Consider the following 589-nt stretch of genomic DNA (forward strand, 5'->3'; position numbering starts at 1 on the left):
GCAGAGCGCCAATGCCGGCTGGATCATCCGTCAGGACGGCTCGGCCGAGTTCAAGGGCGTGGTGCTGTCGCGGCAGCTCGCGGTGGCCACCGGCACGCTGGCCTTCAACCGGCCCTCGCTGTCGCCGACGCCCGGCTACGAGGAGATCACCTCGATCATCGTGCCCACCGGCTACGACATCCAGCCCTGGGAGAATGTCGGCGAGACCTTCGTCGCCACCGCCGGCATCACCAATGCCTCGGTCAGCGCGCAGAGCGGCGCGCCGCCGGACGTGGACTGGGGCTGGTCGACCGAGGTCATCGCCAACACGAACTGGTCCGGGACCGCCCGGATCCTCCTGAAGATCACCCTGCACGCCAAGAACGTCGTCGCCATCAGCGGCACGCTGCGCTGGCGCCTCTACAAAGTCACCTGAGGAGACACCCATGCCCACCTGGTACCGCACCGGCAGCATCGCCGTGACCAATGGCAGCACGACGGTCACCGGGACCGGCACCGCCTGGGTCGCGGTTGTGAATGTCGGCGACGCGCTGCACGCCCCCGACGGCCGGAGCTACGAGGTCGCCGCGATCAACAGCAACACCTCGCT

General features: G+C 68.6%; 1 pseudogene. It reads left to right on the forward strand.

What is annotated here, in order from left to right:
- A pseudogene (locus tag RISW2_RS25265) lies at window positions 1-415 on the forward strand (hypothetical protein); the annotation flags it as partial.
- Between the last annotated feature and the right edge of the window lie 174 nt (window positions 416-589).

Origin of the sequence: Roseivivax isoporae LMG 25204, assembly GCF_000521865.1 — a bacterium.
GTDB classification, from domain to species: domain Bacteria; phylum Pseudomonadota; class Alphaproteobacteria; order Rhodobacterales; family Rhodobacteraceae; genus Roseivivax; species Roseivivax isoporae.